The organism is Methylobacterium sp. SyP6R, from assembly GCF_019216885.1.
In the GTDB taxonomy this organism is placed as follows: domain Bacteria; phylum Pseudomonadota; class Alphaproteobacteria; order Rhizobiales; family Beijerinckiaceae; genus Methylobacterium.
Window position 1 is genome coordinate 3,342,689 of the sequence record NZ_JAAQRC020000001.1, and the last position, 13,393, is coordinate 3,356,081.

Here is a 13,393-nt window from a genome sequence, read left to right on the forward strand (position 1 = left end):
GGGCGGGAGAGGGGACGACGTTTCCGGAAAAGACTGAACCGCGCTGACGGGCGCCATACTCGGCCCCGTCGCGCTACCCCTCTCCCGGCCTGCTCCGCAGGCCACCCTCCCCCGCAGAGGGGGGAGGGGTCAGGCGTCGCACCCGTTAAAGGCGGCGCCTCAGCCTTCCGTCGGCTTCGCCTCGGCCTTCGGGCCGCCCTTGGCGACGCCGACCAGCGCCGGGCGCAGGACGCGCTCGCCGATGACGTAGCCCGACTGCACCACCTGCACGACCGTGCCGGAGGTGACGTCGGGGTTGGGCACCTCGAACATCGCCTGGTGCAGGTTGGGGTCGAAGCGCTGCCCGTGCGGCTCGACCCGCTTCACGCCGTGGCGCTCCAGGGTCTTGAGCAGGTCGCGCTCGGTCAGGTCGATCCCGTCGACCAGCGCCTTGAAGGGGCCCTCGGCGCTCGCCCGCGCATCGGCCGGCACGCTCTCCAGCGCGCGGCGGATGTTGTCGGCGGCGTTGAGCATGTCGCGGGCGAAGTTCGTCACCGCGTAGGTGCGGGCATCCGCCACCTCGCGCTCGGTGCGCCGGCGCAGGTTCTCCATGTCGGCCAGCGTGCGCAGGAGCTTGTCCTTGAGGTCGAGCTTCTCGGCCTCGAGGGTGGCGATCGTGTCGGCGGTCGCGGCCTCCGGCGCGGAGGCGGGAGCGCCCTCGGCAGCCGCGGGCTCATAAGCCCGCGCGGCGTTCTCCGTGTCGTTCGGCGTCATCGTCATTCCGAAAAAGGGGTCGGGGAGTGACTCCGATATCAGGTGGGAGGCCGGCGAAATCAAGCTTCGCCGGCGATGGGGGCCGACTGGTTGCGCTCGTCCTTAAGGGCCGCCTTGCTCCCGCCGCGGCGGCCCCGGTCACTGCGGGGCAGGTCGGCCTCGAACACCGCCATCACGGCCCGGCGGATCGTCGCCTGCCGGTCGGGCTGGGTCACCTTGGTGCCGGTGAGGTCGGTGACGTAGAACACGTCGACCGCCCGCTCGCCGAAGGTCGCGACGTGGGCCGAGGTGATGTTGAGGTTGAGCCGGCCGAGCGCCGAGGTGAGATCGAACAGGAGGCCCGGTCGGTCGAGGCCGGAGATCTCCAGAACCGTCTCGCGGGCCGAGAGCGCGTTGTCGATCGACAGGTCCGGGGCGACCTGGAAGGTGCGCGGCCGGTCCTTGACCGGGTGCTTGTCGGCGACGAGGTCGGCGATGCGGATCTCGCCCTTCAGCGCCCGCTCGATCGCCGTGGCGATGCGGCCGGTCCGGCGCAATTCGTCCTCGTCGCGCTCGAAGGCCCGCGACAGGGTGATGGTGTCGAGCACGAAGCCGTCGGCGGTGGTGAAGATCTGCGCGTCGACGATGTTGCCGCCCGACGCCGCGCAGGCGCCGGTGAGGATCGCGAGCAGCCGCGGATGGTCGGGCGAGTAGACGCAGAGCTCGGTGACGCCCCGCGACGGGTCGGTCTCGAAGGCAGTGGCGACGGTGTTGCCGGCCGCCGCCGCCGCCTTGATGAAATGGGCGTTCTTGAGCTGGCGCCCGGCATCGACCTTGAGCCAGTAATGCGGATAGTGCCGGGTGGCGTAGGCGTCGAACTCCTCCGCCGACCACTCCGTCAGTTGCTCGCGCAGGCGCATCTGGATCAGCCGGACGCGATCGGTGCGCGGGATCTCCGAGCGCCCGCCCGAGAGCACCATCTCGGTCTCGTAGTAGAGGGTGCGCAGGAGCGTCGCCTTCCAGGCGGTCCAGGTGCCGGGGCCGACCGCCTTGATGTCCGCGATGGTGATGACCAGCAGCAGCTTCAGCCGCTCCAGGCTCTGCACCACGCCCGCGAAGGTCTCGATGGTCTTCGGATCCGAGAGGTCGCGGCTCTGCGCCGTCATCGACATCAGCAGGTGGTGCTCGACGAGCCAGGCGACTGTGCTGGTCTCGGCGGCATCCAGCCCGAAGCGCGGGCCGAGCTTGCGGGCCACCGCCGCACCGGCGATCGAATGGTCCTCCTTCCGGCCCTTGGCGATGTCGTGCAGGAACATCGCCACGTAGAGGGCGCGGCGGTTCTGGATCGTGCCGACGATGCGGTGGGCGAGCGGATGCTCGTCCTCCAGCTCCCCGGCCTCGATCTTCGCCAGCACCCCGAGCGAGCGGATCAGGTGCTCGTCCACCGTGAAGTGGTGGTACATGTTGAACTGCATCATCGCGACGATGCGGCCGAAATCCGGCACGAACCGCCCGAGCACCCCGGTCTCGTTCATGTGCCGCAGGACCGTCTCGGGGGCGTTCTGCGAGGTGAGCAGCGCGATGAACAGGCGGTTGGCTTCGGGATCGACCCGCACCATCGGGCCGATCAGGGCCAGCGACCGGGTCGCGAGCCGGCTGGCATCGGGATGGATCGCGAGGTCGTGCCGGTCGGAGAGCCAGAACAGCCGGATCAGGTTGACCGGATCGCGCTCGAAGGCGGCATCGTCGCGCACGTCCAGGCGGCCGGTATGGATGCGGAAATCGTCCGCCTCCAGGTCGGGCGCGCGGAAATGCTGCTTGAAGCGGCGCAGCCAGCGGTCGAGCACCGGCGGGCGCTTGGCGTGGCGCGCCTCCATCTCGGCGCAGACGATGGCGGTGAGGTCGCCGACATCCTTGGCGATCAGGAAATACGCCTTCATGAACCGCTCGACCGCGGCAAGGCCGCCGCGGGCACCGTAATCCAGCCGCTCGGCGATGCGCGGCTGCAGGCCGAAGCCCAGCCGCTCCTCGGAGCGCCCCGTGACGAAGTGCATGTGGCAGCGCACCCGCCATAAAAACTCGTCGCAGCGCTCGAACAGGCGCAATTCATCGGGGGTGAACAGGCCGGCCTCGACGAGGTCGGCCGCCTCCTTGACCCGGAAGGTGTACTTGGCGATCCAGAACAGGGTGTTGAGATCGCGAAGACCCCCCTTGCCGTCCTTGACGTTGGGCTCGACGAGGTAGCGCGAGGCGCCGCTCTTCTGGACGCGGGCGTCGCGCTCCTTGAGCTTCGCCTCGACGAACTCGGCCGCCGTGCCCTGCACCACCTCGCGGTCGAAGCGGGTCTCCAGTTCCTCGAACAGCGCGCGGTCGCCGAACAGGAAGCGCGATTCGAGGAGGGCCGTGCGGATCGTCATGTCGCCGCGGCTCTCGCGCAGGCAATCGGCGACCGAGCGGGTGGCGTGACCGACCTTCAGCTTGAGGTCCCACAGGACGTAGAGCATCGCCTCGACGACGCTCTCGCTCCAGGCGGTCTGCTTGTAGGGCAGCAGGAACAGGAGATCGATGTCGGAGCCCGGCGCCAGCAGGCCGCGGCCGTAGCCGCCGGTCGCCACCACGGCGATCTGCTCGGCGGCGGTCGGGTTGTCGGAGCGGTAGAGGCGCTTGACCACCGCGTCGTAGATCGCCCGGATCACCGCATCCATCTGGGCGCAGATCAGCCCGGCGCAGGCATGGCCGTCGCGCTCGGCCATGAGCCGCCGCTCCGCCTCGGCGCGGCCGGCCTCGATGATGCGGCGCAATTCCGGCACCAGCCGCTCGCGCAGGCGCGTGGGGTCGCTCAGGGACTGGTCGATGCCGGCGAGCAGAGCTTTCAGGGCGGCGTTGGTGTCGGACGGGTCGATGACGGGTTCGGACATGGTAGCCGGGTTCGGGCCTGGAGCGGGGGGCGAGCGCGGCCGGGTCCCGTCGCGTCGATTCCTGTTTCGCATCACGGCAAGCGGAAAGCCAACGCTTCCGCGCCGCGCACAGGCTCCCACAGTACGACGCGTTCGGTCCGAAAGGCTGATCCGCTTCATCGGCCGGATCGTTTGACACTCCGAACGCCGCGCCCTAGCTATGGCGCCGATCCGCCCCGCCTGGAGTGACGGCGCGGTCGACAAGGGGAGAGACGATGCGCATCCATCGCCGCGCGCTCATCGGCGCCGCCCTCGGGACAATCGGCCTCGCCGCCGGTCCGGCCCTCGCGCAAGCCGCCAAGGAACCCGCGAAGGAAGTGCGCCTCGACTGGGCGACCTACAATCCCGTCAGCCTCGTCCTGAAGGACAAGGGCCTGCTCGAAAAGGCGCTCGCGCCCGAGGGCATCACGGTGCGCTGGGTCCAGTCGCTGGGCTCGAACAAGGCGCTCGAATTCCTCAATGCCGGCTCGATCGATTTCGGCTCGACCGCCGGCGCCGCGGCCCTGCTGGCGCGGATCAACGGCAATCCGATCAAGGCGGTCTACGCCACTTCGCGGCCCGAATGGACCGCCCTGGTGACGCGCCCCAACACCGGCATCACGGCGGTGAAGGACCTGAAGGGCCGCCGCATCGCCGTCACCCGCGGCACCGACCCGCACATCTTCCTGATCCGGTCCTTACGCGGCGCCGGCCTGACCGAGCGCGACGTGAAGCTGGTGCTGCTCCAGCATCCGGACGGCCGCACGGCTTTGGACCGCGGCGACGTCGATGCCTGGGCCGGGCTCGACCCGATCATGGCGGCGGCCGAGATCGAGAACGGCGACGTGCTGTTCCACCGCGATCCCGCCGCCAATACCTGGGGCGTGCTCAACGTCCGCGAGGATTTCGCCAAGCAGAATCCCGACCTGACCCGCAAGGTGCTGGCCGCCTACGAGGAGGCGCGAAAACTCGCTCTCTCGGATCCGAAGGAACTGACCCGCATCCTCGTGGCGGCGACGAAGCTCCCCGAGCCGGTGGTGGCGCGCCAGCTCGAGCGCACCGACCTGTCGCAGCCGGTCATCGGCAAGCGCCAAACCGAGACGATCCTCGATGCCGGCACCGCCCTTCTCGATGCCGGGGTGATCCCGGCCGGTACCGATGTCGGCGCGGCGGTCCAGGCCCTGATCGATCCACGCTTCGGCCCGGCGGCCCCGTAACGGCGATGGAGGCGAGTTCGCTGCCCCTCGCGGCCGCGCCGGCCGGTCCCGCGCGCCGATCCTTTCGCTTGCCCGGCGGCCGGATGCTCACCGGGCTCGTCCTGCCGCTGGTGCTGGCCCTCGGTTGGGAAGCGGCGGTGCGGGCGGGGCTGGCGCAGGGACGGCTGGTGCCGCCGCCGAGCCGGGTGCTGGCCACGCTGTGGGGCCTGGCCGAGAGCGGCGAACTCTGGACCCACGTGCTCGCGAGTCTCACCCGGGTCGCGGCAGGCTTCGGCTTCGGTGCCGTCGCGGGGATCGTGGTCGGGGCACTCACCGGCACCTTGCCGCTCGTCCGGCGCCTGATCGATCCGAGCCTCCAGGCGCTCAGAGCGATCCCCTCCATCGCCTGGGTGCCGCTGTTCATCCTGTGGTTCGGCATCTTCGAGGCCTCGAAGATCACCCTCATCGCGGTCGGCGTGTTCTTCCCGGTCTATCTCGGGGTGGCGGGCGCCATCGCGGGGGTCGACCGCAAGCTCGTCGAGGTCGGCCGGGTTTTTCGGCTCTCGCGTCTCGCGCTGGCCCGGCGGATCCTGCTGCCGGCGGTCCTTCCGGCGACCCTGGTGGCGCTCCGCACGGGTTTGGGGCTCGGCTTCATGTTCGTGGCGGCGGCCGAGCTGCTCGGCGCCTCGGAGGGCCTCGGCTACCTCCTCCTCGACGGCCAGCAGCTCGGCAAGCCGGACCAGATCGTCGCGGCGATCCTGGCCTTCGCCGCCCTCGGCAAGCTGTGCGATGCGGCGCTCGTCGGGCTGACCGCGCCGCTCGCCCGCTGGCAGGACACCGCGCGGGACGCGCTCTGATAGGCTGATGACGAGAGACTGTCCGCCGTGATCGACCCGTTCACTCCCACCCACGACCTCATCCTGAGGTGCTGCGCAGCAGCCTCGAAGGAGGGCTCCAGTGCGCGCAGAGACTTCTGGAGCCCTCCTTCGAGGCTCCTGTCAGTCTGCGATCTACGATCGCCAGCATCTCAGGATGAGGTCGCGAATGGGAGAGACGAGGTCCTCGTGATGCCGCCGCCGCAGACCACGCAGGCGCCATGCTGATCCTCGATCGCCTGTCGAAGACCTATGCCGACGGCACGCGGGCCCTCGCCGACCTCTCGCTCGAGGTCCGGGCCGGCGAGATCGTGGCGCTGATCGGCGGCTCGGGCTGCGGCAAGACCACCTTGCTGCGCCTGATCGCCGGGCTCGACCGGGCGAGCGCCGGCCGGATCAGCCTGGACGGCGAGGCGATCACGGCGCCGCATCCGGGCGTCGGCATCGTGTTCCAGGAGCCGAGGCTCCTGCCCTGGCTCAGCGTCGCCGACAACGTCGCCTTCGGCCTCGCCGACTTGGCGAAGGCCGAGCGCCGGACCCGTGTCGCCCACGCCCTGGAGCGCGTCGGCCTCGCCGAGCATGCCGGGCGCTGGCCCCGCGACCTGTCGGGAGGCCAGCAACAGCGCGTCGCGATCGCCCGCGCCTTCGTCGCCGCCCCGAAGGTGCTGCTCCTCGACGAACCCTTCTCGGCTCTCGATGCCCTGACCCGGGCCGGACTGCATCGCCACCTTCTGGCGCTCTGGGAGGAGAGCCGGCCGACCGTGCTCCTCGTCACCCACGACGTCGCCGAGGCGGTGGCGCTCGCCGACCGGGCCGTGGTCCTGCGCCCGAAGCCCGGCCGGATCGACGACACGATCCCGCTCCCCTTGAGCCGCCCGCGCCAGCCTTCGGCGCCGGGCAGCGAGGCTGCTGCCCGCACGATCCTGGCGAGCCTCGACCGCTCCTTGCGCCCGGAAGGCGAGCCCGACCGCGCGAGGCCGGATGCCGCCGCGATGTGGTGGTGAGATCGCCGCCGCCGATGCCGCCGGTCAGGGCTTCGACGCCGCGCGCGGGCCCGCCGGCCTGATCGGCAGCGCCCGTTCCAGCAGTCCGTCGCCGAACAGGTCGCGAAACCCCAGATGCGGCATGTGGGCGTAGCCGATATGGCAACGGCACTGGGCGAGCGGGCAGGGGCGCGGCGCCAGGACGGCGTCGAAATCCGGGTCGTAGAGGTTGCCGATCCGGGTCTTGACGCTGTGGCAGCGGCGGACCTCGCCGTCGCCGTCGACGCTGATGACGCTCTCGCCGGTGGCGCAGGCCCGGCCGCGGCTGCGGATGCCGGCCCGGTTGATGCCAAACAGCGGGTCGATCGCCTGGAGGAGCGCCAGGTCGTCCTCGGCGTAATGGTTCGGGCCCTCGTCCCGATAGGCATTGATCCAGAGATAGATCTCGGGGCGCAAGGCCGCGCGGAGCGCCGTGATGCTTGGCAAGTGCTCGCGCTTGCCCACCACTCCGACGCTGTAGCTGACGCCGCGCTCGTCGAGGGCGGCGCAGCGGGCAAGGAAGCGGTCGAGGGAGGTCTCGCCCGGGTGGAAGGTGCACCAGAACGCGATGCGCGAAGGCTCGCAGGCATCGAGCCAGCCGGTCGGCCAGGACAGGTTGGTCTGCGCGGCGACCCGGCGCACCTGCGGCATCCGGCTCAACTCGGCCATCGCCCGCCGGTAGGCGGGGCGGATCAGGGCCTCGCCCCAGGGCGTGAACAGGATGCCGAGGCTGCGCCGCGCCTGCCCGCCCACCCAGTCGACGAAGCGGGCGAGCTGCCGGGCGTCCCGCCGCAGGGTCTCGCGGCTGTCGCGCCGCTTGGCGAAGGGACAGTAGGGGCAGGCGTAGTTGCAGCTCGCGAGCGGGCCCCGGTACAGGATGTCGAGGTGACGGCTCACGGCGTTCACCGGAGCGCGAAGGCGCGCATCCGCTCGCGCGTGCCCGCGGCCTGGAGCCGGGGGCCGATCGCGTCCGAGCGTTCGAGGCCCGCTTCGGTGAGGGTGAGGGTACCGCCATCGAGCGTGGCGAGACCCGCCTCGACGAGGCTCGCCAGTTCCGGCAGGTCGTCGAGGAGCGCCGTGCCGAACCGCCCGGCATAGGCAAGCAGGGACAGGCCGGCCGACTGGAGCAGGTGCATCAGCACGAAGCGGCGGCGCCGATCCTCGTCGTCGAGCCGGGCGCCGTAATCGGCCCGTCCATGCCGGACGGCATCGCGGGCGACGTAATCGGCGACGATCTCGGCGATGCCGGCCTGGCCCACCGCGTAGGGCGTCGAGTAGTGCAGGGCGGCGGTGTAGGAGCGCGCGCCGGCCCCGAGCCCCACCATGCCGTCGCGGGCGCAATCGTAGGCGGGGCCCCAGGTCGCCTCGGGCCCGCGCCGGAACATCCGCATCGAGACCTGGGCGTAGCCGGCAGCGCGGAGCCGGTCGCGGGCGGCGCGGTAGATCGCCAGGCGGCGCACGTCCCAGGCGCCGTCGCCCTCGACGGCGCCGTCGCGCCGGCCGAGCCCGGTCAGCGGCCGGACGTAGAGGGGATAGAGGAACAGTTCCTCCGGCTCCCAGGCCAGCGCGGCCTCGACCGAGTCGAGGAAGCGCGCGGGCGTCTGCCCGGCGGCGCCGTAGATCAGGTCGATGTTGAGCACCGGGATGCGTGCGTCGCGGATCGCCCGGAGCGCGGCCTCGACGGCGTCGCGCGATTGCGGCCGGCCCATCGCCCGGGTCTCGTCGCCGCGGAACGATTCGACCCCGATGCTGACGCGCTCGACGCCGTGCGCCCGCAGCACGGCGAGGCGGTCCGGCGTGGTCGTGCCGGGCGCGGTCTCGACCGAGGTCGGGATCAGGGTCGGCGAGGCCGCGAAGGTCGTCCGCAGGTCGTAAAACAGACGGTCGAGGTCGGACGGATCGAGGAAGGTCGGGGTGCCGCCGCCGATCGCCATCCGGGCGACCTGGAGGGTGCCGAGCTGATCGGCGACCGTCTCGGCCTGGAGCCGCAGGGCATCGAGATAGGGTCCGACACGTCCCTCGCCCCGGGTCAGGGTGAACAGATTGCAGAAGCCGCAGCGCATCGGGCAGAACGGGATGTGGACGTAGAGGAACAGTCCGGTCTTCGGCTCCTCCGCCCACACCTCGCGCAGGGGCACCGGCCGGGTCAGCGGCCGGTAGGCGGTCTTGTGCGGATAGGCATATTGGTAACCGCCATAGACCGGCCCGGCGAGGATCGCCGCCGCGTGGCTCATCGCATGCCCTCCAGGATGAATTCGGCGTAGGGCACGTCCCAGACCGACGGATGGGCGAGGCGGTGCCCGTGATAGCCGTCCTCGCCGAAGGCGGTGCCGTGATCCGCGCAGACGATGCAGAGGGCGGGAGCCCGCCGCCCGAGGGCCGCGAAGAGTGCGCCCAGGGCGCCGTCGGCATGGGCGAGGGCGGCCTCTTGCGTCTCGGGGCTCTCCCGTCTCGCCCCGGGCCGGTAGTGGCGGGTCGGGGCGTGGGTCGCCGAGACGTTGACGAACAGGAACAGGCGCCGCTCCGGGGGCAGGGCCGCGATCCGCTCGACCGCGAGGCCGACCTGCGCGCCGGTCGAGTCGCGCGCCTGCACGCCGAAGCCGGGACGCCAGTGGCTTTCCAAGAACAGGCCCGGCAGCACGCGTCCCAGGGCCGTCCGCTGGTTGAAGAAGCCGACGCCGCCGATGCAGAGCGTGTGGTAGCCGCGCCCGGCAAGCCCCGAGACGATGTCGGGCGCGTCGAACACGGCGGTGTCCGGCCCGGTGGTACGGCTGCCCTCGAAGGCCAGCGCGAACAGGCGCGGATGGGGCCCAGGTGCGGCGGGCGTCGGCAGGAAGCCGGCGAGGATCGCCTGGTGGGCGGCGTAGGTGAAGCTGCCCGGCGCATGGCGGCGCTCCCAGGCCCCGCCGGGCAGGAGGCGCGCGAGGTTCGGCGTCCGGCCCGCCGCGAGCGCGGCCTCCGCCACGTCGTAGCGGAGCGAATCGAGTGTCACGAGCAGGATGTCGTGCGTGCCCACAAGGTCGGCGGCCCGGATCACGCGGCAAGCCCCAGCGAGCGGCGCCCGGCGATCCAGGCGGGCAGGCACGCGACCTGCCAGCCATAGGGGTCGTGCCCCGCGAAGGCGACGCGGCGGATCAGGTCGCCGAAGGCGTTCGCCTCGAAGAAGACGTGACGGCGCAAGCCCACCGTGAGCGCGACGTCGAAGGCGACGTGGAGATTGCCGGGAAGACGAGCGGCGAAGCGGCGGCAATCCGCCAGCATCGCCTCCCAGGCGGCGGGCGGGGCGAGCGCCCGCAACACCTCCGCATCGGCCCGGCGCCCGCCGAGATCGAGGTTGGTGATCGGCCCGTCGGCGAGGCGCAGGACGATGTGGGCCGGCTCGCCCGCCACCACCAGCACCCGCAGGTCGCACGGGCGCCCGCCGATCGCCGCCTTGGGCACCCATCGCTCGACATGCGTGTCCTGCGCCAGGATCGCGTCGACGAGGGCGACGGCTTGCGGCCCGCGCAGGCGCCGCAGCCGGTGGGTGTGGTGCAGCGTGCCGTCGCCGGGCGCGTGCTCGGCGCAGGAGAGCGCCACGATGTCGTTGCCGGCGACCGCGAGCGCGACGATGCCCGCCGCCCCCGAGCCGTAGCGCGGCTTGACGAAGACCCGGGAGAGCCCGGCCGCCCGCATCGCCGCGCGCAAGGCCTCGAAATCGTCCACCGGCGGCAGCGCCCGCGGCACCGGCAGCCCCGCCGCCCGCATGGCGTCGTGGCAGGCGCGCTTGTCGTAGAGCAGGGCGACCGCGGCGGCGTCGTGGGTCATGGCGACCCCGGGCGGCAGGATCCGCCGGGCGAGGCGAATCGCCGCCGCCAGCCCGCTCTGCACGGCGTGGTCGGGACGCAGCCGCGTGCCTGCATCGCTCCCCGCTTCTTCGTCGGCGCCGGCGAGGCGCAGGAGCGCCCGGCGGATGCGCAGGCTCCCTCCGGGGGATTCGAGGCGCAGGACACCGCATCCCTCCGGGAAAAGGCCGGCGAGCCGGTCCGGCGCCTCGGCGAAGCGGGCATAGTCGAGGACGTGGGCGGGCGGCAGCCCGGCCCGGACCAGGGCGGCGTTGAACCCCTCCGCGCGCTCGCCATCCCCTTCCCCGAGGATGACGGAGGGCGCGAGCGGGGAGCCGGCGGGAACCGTCATTCCGAGACGGCGATGCTGCGGTAGATCGTGCCGCCGTATTCCTCCTCCTCCTGCCGGTCGGAGAGATCGACCGCCGGCCCGAGCGTCTCGAGCCGCCCTGTCGTGGGGTCGGTGAGGAAGTGGTGGTGCAGGTCGAGCCGGGACAGGCGCGCGACCGCGGGCGAGGCCAGCAGCGCCTCGGCGCCCCGGTCGGTGAGGTTGCCGAGCGACAGATCGAGGGTGGTGATCCGCTCCAGCAAAGGCGCCTGGGCGAGCGCGACGGCGAGGTCGTCGGCATAGGCGCAGTCGCGTAACGCCAGGGTTTCGAGCTTCGGGAACAGCCGGCCGGCGAAGAGGTCGGCGAAGTCGTCCGGCGTGGTGTCGCCGCCGTATTCCTCGGTGCCGAGCCAGAGTTCGAGGTGGCGCAGTTCCGGCGCCCCGGCGGCAAGCGCGTCCCGCACCGCCCGGCGCGGCAGCCCGCCCGATTCGAGGATCAGGGCCGTCAGGTGCGGCGCCTCGAACCGGCCGAGGGCCAGGTCGGTGCCGCCGCGCACCTGCAGGTGCTCCAGGTTCGGGAAGGCGGGCCAGAGCGCCGACAGGTCGCTCTGGTTGATCCAGGAGATCTCGTTCTCCTCCGAGACGATGTCGCCGAGGAAGAGCGCGCGCAGGTTGGGGACGCGCTCGGCATAGGTCACCAGCGCCTCGACGACCTCCTGGGACGAGCCTTGCGAGTCATCGCCCTGCCAGTAGCCGATGACGATGGCGTCGGTCGCCTCGATTCCGGGGAGACCTGCGTAACTCGCGAGCAGCATCGGGACGCTGTCCTCGGAGTCGTACTCGATGCGGAAGCGCGGCACGGCGCGGGCGACGTCCCACGCCTCGGTCCCGCTCTGGAAGTCCTCGACCGGCTTGCCGAAGAAGGTGGTCAGGTTCTCGTAGGGCATGGTCCCGGCTCCTCGGGCACGATGTCAGGCAAAGGGGCGAGCGAGGTCGGGGGCTCAGGTCTCGACCAGCGGCGCGTAGTCGGCCGGGTCGTCGAAGCCCGCCGTCCAGGCCACGGCCTGGTGGCAGGTGGTCATGGTCGGCGGGACGCGCAGGAAGTAGCGCCGCTCGGTCGAGGGGCAGCCGACCGAGACGCAGACCAGGGGCTCGTCGTTCTCGAGCGTCACGCGCAGGAGCCGGCGCTCGCCGCCCGGGTCGTGGTCGGCATCGAGTTCCTCGGCCGCGGCCGCCGCCATGAAGGCCTCGAAGCCGAAGCGCTCCAGCATCACCCGCCGCCGCTCGGCGTTGCGCTCGGCCAGGATCTCGCCGATCCCGAGTTCGTGCGGCCGGAAGGCGATGCGGGCATCGACCGGCACGCCGCGCCAGCGCAGGCCGACCCCGTCGAGATGGGCCGGGAGCGCCGTGAGGCCCGAGCCGGCGACGTCGATCCACGAGGTGACGCGAAACCCTTCCGGGACGCGGTCGATCCGGCCGCAGCCGGCGATGTCGAGTTGCGCGACCGTTCCGCGCTCGGGCAGGGCGTCGATGAGCGCGCAGTCCCGCAGGTCGAGCCGGCCGCCGCGCAGGGCGAGATCGCCGGGCAGCCGGGCGAGCGCGGTGCAGCCCGCGAGATCGAGGAAGGCCGGCGACAGGCCGGGCGGCAGGCGCTCCAGGGCGAGGCAGTCGCGCAGGTCGACGATGCCGGCGCGCAAATCCGCCGGCAGGGCCGTCAGCCGGTGGCAGCCGCGAGCCGAGAGCCGGTAATCGATGCGCACGCCGTCGGCGATGCGCGCGATCGCCCCGCCATCGAGCACCATCTCGCGGCAGCGAAGTGCGCCGCCGATCTCCTCGATCCGGCTCTCGGGCGCCAGGATCCGGTGGCAGACGAGGCCGTCCGGCAGGGTCCGGGCGGCCTCGTTGCGCGGCATGTCGAGCCGGTCGAGCGGGGCGGCGGCCTCCAGCGGGCCAAGGGTCTCGTTCGGGCGCAGCACGCGCCGGGTGGCGGAGGGCGGTCGGCGGCTCACCGGCTTTCAGTCCTGCACGGTCACGATGCGCTCGGGCGTGTATTCGCGCTGCCGCCAGACCCGGTAGACGCCGCGCGCCAGCGTGATCGTGCCGTGCTCGTCGTGGACGACGCGGGCTCGCTCCGCCTGCACGTCGAGGTAGAAGCAGTTCTCGCCGGCGAACAGGGCGGCGGGATCGGCGACCCGGTGGCTGTGGCCGGTGATCTCGCCATGGGCGAGCACGGTGTGCGGCAGCGGCCGCTCGGCGGCCTCCTGCGGCAGCGCCGGAATTTCCTGGATGAAGATATCACCCTGTCGCCACATGGCTGACTCCGCTGGTTGTCGAGAGCAGCGGCCGGCGATGGCGGCGGCTGTTCCTTATCCGGCTGATGATCGCAGGTGCGCGTTCGGTGAGGAGAAAGCCCCGATCGTCGAGGCCGTCGGAAATATTATTTGCCCGGAACGGTAGCCCGAGGGTCGACTTCCGGTCAA

12 protein-coding genes are annotated in these 13,393 nt (G+C 71.9%); 3 read left to right on the forward strand and 9 right to left on the reverse strand.

Translation table 11 applies throughout. From position 1 onward, the window contains the following. Window positions 1-159: 159 nt before the first annotated feature. Both grpE and HBB12_RS15505 read right to left on the reverse strand, forming a co-directional pair. Window positions 160-753: a nucleotide exchange factor GrpE gene (gene grpE, locus HBB12_RS15500; protein WP_236990169.1), complete on the reverse strand. Its 594-nt coding sequence runs from the start codon at window positions 751-753 to the stop codon at window positions 160-162. Between the two features lie 59 nt (window positions 754-812). Then, window positions 813-3,650 carry a [protein-PII] uridylyltransferase gene (locus HBB12_RS15505; RefSeq protein ID WP_236990170.1) on the reverse strand — a complete coding sequence of 946 codons (2,838 nt, stop codon included), beginning with the start codon at window positions 3,648-3,650 and terminating at the stop codon, window positions 813-815. Between the two features lie 254 nt (window positions 3,651-3,904). Between HBB12_RS15505 and HBB12_RS15510 the strand changes: the two genes are divergently transcribed. The 3 genes from HBB12_RS15510 (at window position 3,905) to HBB12_RS15520 (ending at window position 6,743) form a co-directional block, all read left to right on the forward strand. Continuing rightward, window positions 3,905-4,885, forward strand: a complete 981-nt coding sequence (locus HBB12_RS15510) for an aliphatic sulfonate ABC transporter substrate-binding protein (protein WP_236990171.1) — start codon at window positions 3,905-3,907, stop codon at window positions 4,883-4,885. Between the two features lie 5 nt (window positions 4,886-4,890). Then, window positions 4,891-5,721 carry an ABC transporter permease gene (locus HBB12_RS15515; RefSeq protein WP_442919275.1) on the forward strand — a complete coding sequence of 277 codons (831 nt, stop codon included), beginning with the start codon at window positions 4,891-4,893 and terminating at the stop codon, window positions 5,719-5,721. A 239-nt stretch (window positions 5,722-5,960) separates the two neighbouring features. Continuing rightward, window positions 5,961-6,743, forward strand: a complete 783-nt coding sequence (locus HBB12_RS15520) for an ABC transporter ATP-binding protein (protein WP_236990172.1) — start codon at window positions 5,961-5,963, stop codon at window positions 6,741-6,743. Window positions 6,744-6,767: 24 nt separating this feature from the next. Here HBB12_RS15520 and HBB12_RS15525 read toward each other — a convergent pair whose 3' ends face one another. Genes HBB12_RS15525 through HBB12_RS15555 form a run of 7 tightly spaced genes read right to left on the reverse strand, consistent with a single transcriptional unit; the run spans window position 6,768 to window position 13,225 of the window. Then, entirely contained in the window at window positions 6,768-7,658 is an 891-nt protein-coding gene (locus HBB12_RS15525) for an STM4011 family radical SAM protein (RefSeq protein ID WP_236990173.1), read from the reverse strand. 5 nt (window positions 7,659-7,663) lie between these two features. After that, window positions 7,664-8,995, reverse strand: coding sequence for an STM4012 family radical SAM protein (locus HBB12_RS15530; protein WP_236990174.1), 1,332 nt, complete (start codon window positions 8,993-8,995; stop codon window positions 7,664-7,666). After that, window positions 8,992-9,798: an STM4013/SEN3800 family hydrolase gene (locus HBB12_RS15535; protein ID WP_236990175.1), complete on the reverse strand. Its 807-nt coding sequence runs from the start codon at window positions 9,796-9,798 to the stop codon at window positions 8,992-8,994. Before HBB12_RS15535 ends, HBB12_RS15530 begins: the two co-directional genes overlap by 4 nt. Beyond that, window positions 9,795-10,937, reverse strand: coding sequence for an STM4014 family protein (locus HBB12_RS15540; RefSeq protein WP_236990176.1), 1,143 nt, complete (start codon window positions 10,935-10,937; stop codon window positions 9,795-9,797). The genes HBB12_RS15535 and HBB12_RS15540 overlap by 4 nt, the downstream gene beginning before the upstream one ends. Continuing rightward, window positions 10,934-11,860 carry an STM4015 family protein gene (locus HBB12_RS15545; RefSeq protein ID WP_236990177.1) on the reverse strand — a complete coding sequence of 309 codons (927 nt, stop codon included), beginning with the start codon at window positions 11,858-11,860 and terminating at the stop codon, window positions 10,934-10,936. Before HBB12_RS15545 ends, HBB12_RS15540 begins: the two co-directional genes overlap by 4 nt. 54 nt (window positions 11,861-11,914) lie before the next feature. Further along, complete coding sequence (locus tag HBB12_RS15550) at window positions 11,915-12,922, reverse strand: DUF6745 domain-containing protein (RefSeq protein ID WP_236990178.1); 1,008 nt, start codon at window positions 12,920-12,922, stop codon at window positions 11,915-11,917. A gap of 6 nt (window positions 12,923-12,928) precedes the next feature. Next, complete coding sequence (locus tag HBB12_RS15555; RefSeq protein ID WP_236990179.1) at window positions 12,929-13,225, reverse strand: DUF8820 family protein; 297 nt, start codon at window positions 13,223-13,225, stop codon at window positions 12,929-12,931. Window positions 13,226-13,393 lie beyond the last annotated feature (168 nt).

Bases quoted from the DNA above. Each gene is read 5' to 3' on its own strand.
- HBB12_RS15545 (WP_236990177.1), bottom strand. From the start codon at position 11,860: ATGCCCTACGAGAACCTGACCACCTTCTTCGGCAAGCCGGTCGAGGAC.
- HBB12_RS15510 (WP_236990171.1), top strand. From the start codon at position 3,905: ATGCGCATCCATCGCCGCGCGCTCATCGGCGCCGCCCTCGGGACAATC.
- HBB12_RS15540 (WP_236990176.1), bottom strand. From the start codon at position 10,937: ATGACGGTTCCCGCCGGCTCCCCGCTCGCGCCCTCCGTCATCCTCGGG.
- HBB12_RS15555 (WP_236990179.1), bottom strand. From the start codon at position 13,225: ATGTGGCGACAGGGTGATATCTTCATCCAGGAAATTCCGGCGCTGCCG.
- HBB12_RS15530 (WP_236990174.1), bottom strand. From the start codon at position 8,995: ATGAGCCACGCGGCGGCGATCCTCGCCGGGCCGGTCTATGGCGGTTAC.
- HBB12_RS15515 (WP_442919275.1), top strand. From the start codon at position 4,891: ATGGAGGCGAGTTCGCTGCCCCTCGCGGCCGCGCCGGCCGGTCCCGCG.
- grpE (WP_236990169.1), bottom strand. From the start codon at position 753: ATGACGCCGAACGACACGGAGAACGCCGCGCGGGCTTATGAGCCCGCG.
- HBB12_RS15520 (WP_236990172.1), top strand. From the start codon at position 5,961: ATGCTGATCCTCGATCGCCTGTCGAAGACCTATGCCGACGGCACGCGG.
- HBB12_RS15505 (WP_236990170.1), bottom strand. From the start codon at position 3,650: ATGTCCGAACCCGTCATCGACCCGTCCGACACCAACGCCGCCCTGAAA.